The sequence below is a fragment of the Paraburkholderia sp. genome (assembly GCF_049581445.1).
Taxonomy (GTDB): Bacteria; Pseudomonadota; Gammaproteobacteria; order Burkholderiales; family Burkholderiaceae; genus Paraburkholderia.
The window spans coordinates 1-10201 of the sequence record NZ_JBAURZ010000273.1 but is presented as its reverse complement, the minus strand read 5'-3'; the positions used below and the strand labels follow the sequence as shown (position 1 = coordinate 10201).

Below are 10201 nucleotides of genomic sequence, written 5' to 3'. Positions count from 1 at the left end.
CCTCGAAGCCGCCGCCGCCGGCGTGCGCGATCTGCGCACCTTCGGCGCGGCGCTCGGAACGACTCGCAGCACCACGCACCGCCTCGTCAGCAGCCTCGTCCAGGCGCGCTATCTGCGCCAGGTTCAGGGCGGCTATCTGCTCGGCCCGAAGCTGATAGAACTCGGCACCATCGCGCTCGAACAGATGCCGCTGACGGCTGTCGCGCGACAGCATCTCGAATCGCTCGCGGAGCAGACGCTCGACACGATCCACCTCGGCGTGCGTGACGGCGACGATGTGCTCTATATCGACAAGATTCCCGGTACGCGCGGCCTGGAGATGCGTTCGCGCGTGGGCCATCGCATGCCGCTCGCCTCAACCGGCATCGGCAAGGCGATGATGCTCGACCTCGCGCCGGATGCCTGGAATTCGTTGTTCGAAGCCTCGCGGCGTGCGCTCGCCGGCGTCAGCTTCAAGCCGGACAACCGTCCCGATCTGCCCACCTTCATGCAGCGCATGACGAACTATTCGTCCGGCGGCTACACCTTCGATCTCGAAGAAAACGAAGCGGCGATTCGCTGCGTCGCGGCGCCGGTGCGCGACGCGTCCGGCGCGATCGTCGCGGCACTGTCGGTGGCGAGCACGATTCCGTACATGTCGCTCGAACGCATGGACGAACTGATCCCAGTTGTGCAACGTGAAGCGCGCGCCATCTCGGAAGAACTCGGCTGGCGTGTGCCGCAGCCGGCGACGCGCAGGATCAAACGATGACGCAATCGGGTTCTCCTGTGCCGGTCGCCCAGCTCGCAGACGACGTCAATGTCGACGCCGCGCCGCAAGTTCAGGCCATCGGCATTGATCACGCGGCGTTGATCGCGCTCGACTGGGGCACGACGTCGCTGCGCGCGTATCTGTTCGACGCGGCCGGCAACGTGCTGGCCGCGCGCGAATCGACGGCCGGCATCATGAATTTGCCGCGCCCTGCTGCGCAAGGCGGTTTTGATGCCGCCTTCGATGCAGTCTGCGGTGCATGGCTCGATGGCGCGCCCGGTCTGCCGGTGATCGCCGCGGGCATGGTAGGTAGTGCGCAAGGCTGGCTTGAAGCGCCTTACGTTGATGCTCCGGCGAACGCCGACGCGCTGGTCGCAGGCATCGTGCGCGTACAGACTGCGCGCGGCGTGCCGCTGCATATCGTGCCGGGCGTGTTGCAGCGCGGGGAGTTGCCCAACGTGATGCGCGGCGAGGAAACGCAGATTTTCGGCGCCCTTGCAGATCGCTCAAACCCGAATCAGGCATCGAAAGATGCCGCCAACCCGACTACAGCGGAAAACGCACCGCGTTCGCTGATCGGCCTGCCGGGCACGCACGCGAAGTGGGTGGTGGTGCGCGGCGACCAGATTGAGCGCTTTCATACCTTTATGACGGGCGAGATTTTCGCGGCACTGCGCGATCACACCATTCTTGGCCGCACGATGACGGCGCCGGATCGCCCGGATACCGAAGCCTTTCTGCGCGGCGTGAACATCGCGCGTGAGAAGGGCCAGGCTGGGCCACTCGCCACAGTGTTCAGCACGCGTACTTTAGGTCTCACCGGTGAGCTCAAGAGCGAGCAGCAACCGGATTACCTCTCGGGCTTGCTGATCGGCCACGAACTGGCGGGTCTCGACGCTGTGCTCGCGCAGCAGAAAGCCGGTCTCGCTGGTCATGCGCTGCGCCTGATCGGCAATGAAGCGTTGTGCGAACGTTACCGGCTCGCGTTGACCCAGTTTGGTTGCACTCAGGCCGACCTGGTGAAGCAGGCCACCGAGCACGGCCTCTGGCGTATCGCTACGCAGGCCGGACTCGTGACTCCCGCGCACGGCGCGCGTGCCAGCTAAAACGCTGGTGCCCCGCACGACATAGACAAGGAAACGACATGCAACCTCACATCAACCTGCCCGCACCGTATATGCCGCATGCGGGCCTGATCGCGGCGTTCGAAGGCTGTCCGTTGATTGCGATTCTGCGCGGCATTACGCCCGCCGATGCGGCAGAACATGGCCAGGCGTTGTATGAAGCGGGTTTCCGGATCATGGAAGTGCCGCTCAATTCGCCGCAACCGTTCGACAGCATCTCTGCGATCCGCAAGGTTCTGCCGGCTGATGCGATCGTCGGCGCGGGCACGGTGCTGCATGCGAGCTTCGTCAATGAGGTGAAGTCAGCAGGTGGCGAACTGATTGTGATGCCGCATAGTGATGCGGAAGTGGTGAGCGCCGCGAAGGCTCTGGGCATGGCGTGCGCACCAGGCGTCGCGACCCCCAACGAAGCCTTCCTCGCGCTGAAAAACGGCGCCGACGTGCTGAAGATGTTCCCCGCTGAACAGCTTGGCTGCAACGTCGTGAAGGCATGGCGTGCGGTGATTGCGACTGAGGTGCCGCTGGTGCCGGTCGGTGGCATCACGCCGGACAACATGGGTCCGTTCCTCACGGCCGGCGCAAATGGCTTCGGTCTGGGTTCAGCGTTGTACAAGCCTGGTCAGAGCGTGGCGGCGACGGCGTCGCATGCGAAGGCCTATATCAACGGCTTGCGGATTGCACGGGCAGGGGCAAAGAAATGAACCGGCTCGCCAACAAGGTCGCGATGATTACCGGCGCGGGTCGGGGCATCGGTGCTGCTATTGCGCTCGCCTTTGCGCGCGAAGGCGCGGCGGTCGTGCTGGCAGAACTGGATCTGGAGATGGCGCAGCGCACAGCTCGCGAAATCGCAGCGGTGCTCGAAGCTAGCAGTACAAATGGTACGAGTGGCACGGACGCAACAAGCGGAAGTCACGGCGGCGCAAGTGGTGGCATAGGCGGTGGCACAAGCGGCACAAGCGGCGCAAGAGTCCTCGCCGTGCAAACGGATGTAACGCAATCCGCCTCGGTTCAACACGCGGTGAGTGAAGCCGAACGGGCGTTCGGCGCGGTGGACGTGCTGGTGAACAACGCCGGCATCAACGTGTTCTGCGACCCGCTGACAATGACCGACGACGACTGGCGTCGCTGCTTCGCCGTCGATCTGGACGGCGTTTGGAATGGTTGCCGGGCGGTGCTGCCGGGTATGGTCGAACGCGGCGCGGGCAGCATCGTAAACATCGCTTCGACACACTCGTTCAAGATCATTCCGGGTTGCTTTCCATACCCGGTTGCGAAGCACGGCGTGATTGGCTTGACGCGCGCGCTCGGCATCGAATACGCACCGCGCAATGTGCGCGTCAATGCGATCGCACCGGGTTATATCGAAACGCAATTGACGCACGACTGGTGGAATGGCCAGACCGATCCCGCCGCCGCCAGGCAGGCGACGCTCGACCTGCAGCCCATGAAGCGGATCGGCCGTCCGGAAGAAGTGGCGATGACTGCGGTATTTCTCGCATCCGACGAGGCGCCGTTCATCAATGCGAGCTGTATCACAGTCGACGGTGGGCGCTCGGCGCTTTATCACGACTGAAGCACGGCGACCAAGAAGCAACGACCAAGAAGCAACGACTGAAAGAGCAACAGACAGAGGTGGCGCGCGCCGTGAGGTGCATGCCGTAATGAAGCGCCACAGAGCGCAACGTTTTGTTTTAACCGGTTGACGCGCTGGCCGCGTGTGTCAGGTCCGGGATAAGAAGACGCGGCCAATACCTTCTCGTTATCTACTAATTAGTCAGGAGACTGCATCATGAAACGAAGAATTTTCCTCACGCTCGTGGCAGCAGCAACGACCGTTGCGTTCACCGCACCGGTTGTGCACGCCGCCGACGAAGTCAAGATCGGCTTTCTGGTGAAGCAGCCGGAAGAACCCTGGTTCCAGGACGAATGGAAGTTTGCCGAGATTGCTGCAAAGGAAAAGGGCTTTACGCTGGTGAAAATCGGCGCACCGTCGGGCGAGAAGGTGATGAGCGCGATCGACAACCTGGCCGCTCAAAAGGCGCAAGGTTTCATTATCTGCACGCCTGATGTCAAGCTTGGACCGGGCATCGTTGCCAAGGCCAAGGCTGACGGCCTGAAGATGATGACAGTTGACGACCGCTTGGTCGACGGCGCGGGCAAGCCGATCGCTTCGGTGCCGCATATGGGCATTTCGGCATTCAACATCGGCAAGCAGGTTGGCGAAGGCCTGGCTGCGGAAATCAAGAAGCGTGGCTGGGACATGAAGGACGTTGGCGCGATCGACGTGACCTACAACCAGTTGCCGACCGCAGTTGACCGCACCGGCGGCGCAACCGAAGCGCTCGTCGCTGCCGGTTTCCCGAAGGCCAACATTGTTGAAGCGCCGCAGGCGAAGACCGATACGGAAAACGCCTTCAACGCTGCCAACATCGCGTTGACCAAGAACCCGCAGTACAAGCACTGGATCGCATACGGTCTGAATGACGAAGCGGTGCTGGGTGCGGTGCGTGCAGCTGAAGGCCGTGGCTTCAAGGCTGACAACATGATCGGTATCGGTATCGGTGGTTCGGATTCGGCTCTGAACGAATTCAAGAAGCCGACGCCGACGGGCTTCTACGGCACTGTCATCATCAGCCCGAAGCGTCACGGCGAAGAAACCTCGACGCTGATGTACGACTGGATCACGCAAGGCAAGGAACCGCCGATGCTCACGCTGACGACCGGCATGCTGGCCACGCGTGACAACGTTGCGGACGTGCGTGAAAAGATGGGCCTGGCATCGAAGTAAGCAGCCAGTAAAAGAAGTGCAGTAGACGGCCGCCGGACCCACGGGTACCGGCGGCTTTGTCCAGCAATGCGGCGCATGCAACCGGGTTTCGAGATGCACGTGCTGGCAGGCGCAACAACAGTTGAGGCAGACCGTCGGGCGGGCCATGCGGCAAGCGGCGCCGGCCCATGCGGTTCACAGGATGCAACAGGAGGCGAAGTGTCAGCGACGCTGCGTTTTGACAATATCGGTAAGGTCTTTCCAGGCGTGCGTGCGCTCGACGGAGTGTCATTCGACGTGAACGTCGGCCAGGTGCACGGTCTGATGGGCGAAAACGGCGCGGGGAAATCTACCCTGCTAAAGATTCTCGGCGGTGAGTATCAGCCGGATTCCGGACGCGTGATGATCGACGGCAACGAGGTGCGCTTCGGTAGCGCCGCTGCGTCGATTGCGGCCGGGGTTGCGGTGATCCACCAGGAATTGCAGTACGTGCCGGATCTGACGGTCACGGAAAATCTGCTGCTCGGCCAGTTGCCGAATTCGCTCGGGTGGGTCAACAAGCGCGAGGCCAGGCGCTTCGTGCGCGAGCGGCTGGAAGCGATGGGCGTATCGCTCGACCCGAACGCGAAACTCGGAAAGCTCTCCATCGCCCAGCGGCAGATGGTGGAAATCTGCAAGGCGCTGATGCGCAATGCGCGGGTGATCGCGCTCGATGAGCCGACCAGCTCGTTGTCGCACAGCGAGACCGAGGTGCTGTTCAAACTGGTGCGCGACCTGCGCGCCGACAACCGGGCGATGATCTACATCTCGCACCGGATGGACGAGATTTACGAACTTTGCGACGCCTGCACGATTTTCCGTGACGGCCGCAAGGTGGCTTCGCATCCGACGTTGAAAGATGTGAAGCGCGACACGATTGTGAGCGAGATGGTCGGCCGCGAGATTTCCGATATCTATAGCTACAAGCCGCGCGAACTCGGCGAAGTGCGTTTCGCGGCCAAGGCGATCGAAGGGTATCCGCTTAAAGAGGCGGCCAGCTTCGAAGTGCGGCGCGGAGAGATCGTCGGCTTTTTCGGGCTGGTGGGCGCGGGCCGCAGCGAACTGATGCACCTCGTGTATGGCGCCGATCCCAGGAAGAGCGGCGAAATCATGCTCGACGGCAAGACCATCAAGGTGCGCAGCGCGGGTGAAGCGATTCGTCACGGTATCGTGCTGTGTCCGGAAGACCGCAAGGAAGAGGGCATCGTCGCCATGGCGACCGTGTCCGAGAACATCAATATCAGTTGCCGTCGACACTATCTGCGCGCAGGCTTCTTTCTGAACCGCAAGAAAGAGGCGCAGACGGCTGACAGATTTATCAAGCTGCTGAAGATCAAGACGCCGAGCCGTCGCCAGAAAATTCGCTTCCTGTCGGGCGGTAACCAGCAAAAGGCGATTCTGTCGCGCTGGCTCGCCGAGCCAGATCTGAGAGTGGTGATTCTGGACGAGCCGACTCGGGGTATTGATGTCGGCGCGAAGCATGAGATCTATAACGTTATCTATCAGCTCGCGGAACGCGGTTGCGCGATTGTGATGATTTCGTCGGAGTTGCCGGAGGTCCTGGGTGTGTCGGACCGCGTCGTGGTGATGCGACAAGGCCGCATTTCCGGCGAACTGCCGCGCAGCCAGGCGAATGAACAGGCTGTGCTGAGTCTCGCACTGCCGCAAAGCTCGACCGCACCGCAAGCCGCCGCACCTGAAGCGGCCTGATACTGAGCACTGATCGGACGCAAGTCCTCAATAACCCGTCAGCCCGTGACGCAAACGGGAGGAGTAATCAAATGCAAGCCAGAGAAAACCTCGCGCAACAGGCCGCCAAGAGCGCAGCCGAAGCGTTGATTCCGCAGAGCAACGACAAGCAGAAGTGGTGGCAGCAGGTCACTGACTACAGCCTGATCGTGATTTTCGCGATCATGTTCATCACGATGTCGGTAACAGTCGATCACTTTTTCTCGATCGAAAACATGCTCGGCCTCGCCCTGTCGATCTCGCAGATCGGCATGGTCGCGTGCACGATGATGTTCTGTCTCGCTTCACGTGACTTCGACTTGTCCGTGGGTTCCATCGTCGCCTTCGCCGGCGTGCTGTGCGCGATGGTGCTCAACGCCACCGGCAGCACGACCATCGCGATCATTGCAGCGGTTGCGGCCGGTGCTGCAATCGGCTTCGTGAACGGCGCGGTCATCGCGTACCTGCGGATCAACGCGCTGATCACGACGCTCGCCACGATGGAAATCGTCCGCGGCTTCGGCTTTATCGTCTCGCACGGTCAGGCGGTCGGCGTGTCGTCGGATACCTTCATCGCGCTTGGCGGCCTGTCCATGTTCGGCGTGTCGCTGCCGATCTGGGTGACGCTGCTGTGCTTTATCGTGTTCGGTGTGATGCTCAACCAGACCGTGTATGGCCGCAATACGCTGGCTATCGGCGGCAATCCGGAAGCGTCGCGCCTCGCTGGTATCAACGTCGAGCGCACCCGTGTGTACATCTTCCTGGTTCAGGGTGCTGTCACCGCGCTCGCCGGTGTGATTCTCGCCTCGCGGATCACGTCAGGCCAGCCGAACGCTGCGGAAGGCTTCGAACTGAACGTGATCTCGGCTTGCGTGTTGGGCGGCGTATCGCTGCTCGGCGGCCGTGCGACGATTTCGGGTGTCGTGATCGGCGTGCTGATCATGGGCACGGTCGAGAACGTGATGAACCTGCTGAACATCGACGCGTTCTATCAGTATCTCGTGCGTGGCGCGATCCTGCTGGCCGCCGTGCTGCTCGACCAGTTGAAGAACCGCGGTGCGCGTGATTGATTCGCGATTGATGCGAACCTGAGCTGCTAGTAGCATCGGGGTCGCGCCACCCCTGGGTTGTGTGCCCTCGGGGGCGGGCGCGAAGTAGCAAAGGTGGGGGCACACAAAAATCAGAGGAATCGAACGATGTCGTCTCCTGCCAGTTCAGATAACAGCGCGGACGCCCGCGCGAATCCCCTCAAGGCGGATAACCGGTACGCGCGTTATCCGAGCCTCACCGACCGGACCGTATTGATCACGGGCGGCGCGACCGGAATCGGCGCGTCGTTCGTCGAACATTTCGTCGCGCAAGGCGCACGGGTCGCGTTTTTCGACATCGACGCCAGCGCCGGCGAGGCGCTCGCCGATCAGCTTGGCGATTCGCGCCACAAACCGCTTTTTCTGCGCTGCGACCTCACCGACATCGACGCCCTGAAAAAGGCCGTCGCCGACGTCAAGACCGCGCTCGGTCCGATCGAAGTGCTGGTCAACAACGCCGCGAATGACAGGCGTGAAAAGATTGACGACGTGACACCCGCTTCGTTTGACGGGGGGATCGCGGTGAATCTCCGCCACCAATTGTTCGCCGCGCAAGCCGTGATGGACGACATGAAGGCGGCCCGACGCGGCTCGATCATCAACCTCGGCTCCATCAGCTGGATGCTGAAGAACGGCGGCTACCCGGTGTACCTGATGTCGAAATCAGCGGTGCAGGGACTCACGCGCGGTCTTGCGCGCGACCTTGGCCGTTTTGATATCCGCGTGAATACTCTGGTGCCGGGCTGGGTCATGACCGAGAAACAAAAGCGCTTGTGGCTGGACGACGCCGGTCGTCGCGCAATCAAGGAAGGGCAATGTATCGACGGCGAACTGATGCCCGACGATCTGGCCCGCATGGCACTGTTCCTCGCCGCTGACGACAGTTCGATGATCACCGCACAGGACCTTATCGTCGACGGAGGGTGGGCGTGAACGATCCGAAACGTGCAGTACTACTGGTCGACACGAAATGCACGCTGGGCGAAGGCGCGACGTGGTGCGCCCGCAGCGACCGCTTTTATTGGACCGATATCGAGGGCGCGCGCCTGTGGCGCTACGACGCGAGCGACGACAGCCGCACCTCCTGGCGCATGCCAGAACGGCTCGCAACCTTTGCGCTCTGCGACGATCCGCACTACCTTTTACTCGGACTTGCTACGCATCTCGCGTTCTTCGACCTTGCAACTGGCGAGACTCAGCGTATTGTCGAGGTCGAGCCGGGTTTGAACACGCGCGTCAACGACGGCCGCTGTGATCGTCAAGGCCGCTTCGTGTTCGGCACCAAGGATGAGGGTTCGCCCTTGCGCGCGGTGGGAGGGTTCTACCGCCTGAATCACGATTTGTCGCTTGAACGGTTGTCGTTGCCAGCGCCCGCGATTTCGAACAGCATTGCGTTTAGTCCGGATGGCGCGACGATGTACTACTGCGATTCGCCGACCCGTGAAATTCGTGCATGCGATTACGGCGCAGACGGCACGATTGCGAATGATCGCGTTTTCACGAAGCTTACGGACGCGACTGGCGAGCCCGACGGTTCCACCGTCGATCAGGACGGCGGCTTGTGGAACGCGCAGTGGGGCGGCGCACGGGTGGTGCGGTATGGCCCGGACGGCGTGGAAACGGCACGCGTGACGGTGCCGACCGTGCAACCGAGTTGTGTAGCGTTGGGTGGTGCGCAGCTTGGCACGCTGTACATCACGAGCGCGCGCGTCGATCTGGATGCGGCCGCGCTCGCCAACGACGCCAACGCCGGCGGCGTGTTTGTGGCGGTGCCGGGAGCGCGCGGCTTGCCCGAGCCGCTATTTCAGGGCAAACCGCAGCGCAGCGCGACGGCTTGATTGGATCGGTTTCTTTAAGGCACGTACTGGCGTGCAGAAGGGCTTTGAGGATGTTTTGCAGTCGCAGGTCGGAGTTTGCGCAGCATGCGGTAGAGGTGAAAAACTCAAGGACTCAAAGAGGCAGCCGGTCGAGCTGCCCGCATAAACATCCGTCAGCGATGACGGCAATGTCTCACGCCTCTCGATGGAGCCTGATATGACTGTTGCGAATCTCGTTTCCACCTCACCTGGTTCTCAGACTGCACAGACCCGCCGCGCACGGCTCGCGGCTGCCGCCAATCCGGTGCTTGCGGGGCCGAGCACGTCAGCTGTCGCGGTCGGCGAGGGTAGCGCCGGCGAACTGGCTTGCGTGACGCTTGCCAACACGCAACTGCGGCTCGACGTGGCGCCCTCGCTAGGCGGTGGTATTACGCGTTTCGACTGGCGCAGCGATGGCGCGCTGGTGCCGATCTTCCGGCGCTGCCGGCAAGTTGCCGCGAATACCGATCCGAACGAACTCGCGTGTTATCCGATGCTTCCGTATTCGAACCGGATTGGCGGCGGCCATTTCGGTGTGGGCGATCGGCGTGTCGAGGTGCCGTGCAATCGTCCCGCGGAGCCCCTGCCGATTCACGGCGATGGCTGGTTGGCCAACTGGGTGGTGGCCGAATCGGATCGGGAGAACGTGCGTCTGACGCTCGATCGGCGCGACGGCAAACCCTATGCCTACCGTGCGGCACAGACTTATGCGCTGGAAGGCGCAACGCTGGTTATCACGCTGGAGATCGAAAACACCGGGCGCGATTCGTTGCCGTTTGGTCTTGGCGTTCATCCGTTTCTTGTGCGCGACGCGCAGACGCAACTGTCCGCGGCCGCTGGAGGCCTGT

9 protein-coding genes and 1 pseudogene are annotated in these 10201 nt (G+C 62.1%); all 10 read left to right on the top strand.

Annotated features, from left to right (window positions below; translation table 11 throughout):
* A partial coding sequence (locus WCA85_RS22905) for an IclR family transcriptional regulator (protein ID WP_424067141.1) occupies nucleotides 1-751 on the top strand: 751 nt, incomplete at its 5' end.
* Nucleotides 748-1857, top strand: coding sequence for a 2-dehydro-3-deoxygalactonokinase (locus WCA85_RS22900; protein ID WP_424067140.1), 1110 nt, complete (start codon nucleotides 748-750; stop codon nucleotides 1855-1857). The genes WCA85_RS22905 and WCA85_RS22900, both read left to right, overlap by 4 nt.
* A 38-nt stretch (nucleotides 1858-1895) precedes the next feature.
* Complete coding sequence (locus WCA85_RS22895; protein ID WP_424067139.1) at nucleotides 1896-2576, top strand: 2-dehydro-3-deoxy-6-phosphogalactonate aldolase; 681 nt, start codon at nucleotides 1896-1898, stop codon at nucleotides 2574-2576.
* A complete protein-coding gene (locus WCA85_RS22890) occupies nucleotides 2573-3448 on the top strand; it encodes an SDR family oxidoreductase (RefSeq protein ID WP_424067138.1) in 876 nt (291 codons plus the stop codon). Before WCA85_RS22895 ends, WCA85_RS22890 begins: the two co-directional genes overlap by 4 nt.
* A 216-nt stretch (nucleotides 3449-3664) precedes the next feature.
* The gene (locus WCA85_RS22885; RefSeq protein ID WP_424067137.1) at nucleotides 3665-4663 is read left to right on the top strand and encodes an arabinose ABC transporter substrate-binding protein; all 999 of its coding nucleotides are present in this window, start codon (nucleotides 3665-3667) and stop codon (nucleotides 4661-4663) included.
* A 198-nt stretch (nucleotides 4664-4861) separates the two neighbouring features.
* The gene (gene araG, locus WCA85_RS22880; protein ID WP_424067136.1) at nucleotides 4862-6391 is read left to right on the top strand and encodes an L-arabinose ABC transporter ATP-binding protein AraG; all 1530 of its coding nucleotides are present in this window, start codon (nucleotides 4862-4864) and stop codon (nucleotides 6389-6391) included.
* Nucleotides 6392-6462: 71 nt separating this feature from the next.
* Entirely contained in the window at nucleotides 6463-7479 is a 1017-nt protein-coding gene (gene araH / locus WCA85_RS22875) for an L-arabinose ABC transporter permease AraH (protein WP_424067135.1), read from the top strand.
* A 126-nt stretch (nucleotides 7480-7605) separates the two neighbouring features.
* On the top strand, nucleotides 7606-8430 hold the full coding sequence (locus WCA85_RS22870; RefSeq protein ID WP_424067134.1) for an SDR family NAD(P)-dependent oxidoreductase: 825 nt from the start codon (nucleotides 7606-7608) through the stop codon (nucleotides 8428-8430).
* Nucleotides 8427-9335: an SMP-30/gluconolactonase/LRE family protein gene (locus tag WCA85_RS22865; protein ID WP_424067133.1), complete on the top strand. Its 909-nt coding sequence runs from the start codon at nucleotides 8427-8429 to the stop codon at nucleotides 9333-9335. Before WCA85_RS22870 ends, WCA85_RS22865 begins: the two co-directional genes overlap by 4 nt.
* Before the next feature lie 196 nt (nucleotides 9336-9531).
* A pseudogene (locus WCA85_RS22860) lies at nucleotides 9532-10201 on the top strand (aldose 1-epimerase); the annotation flags it as partial.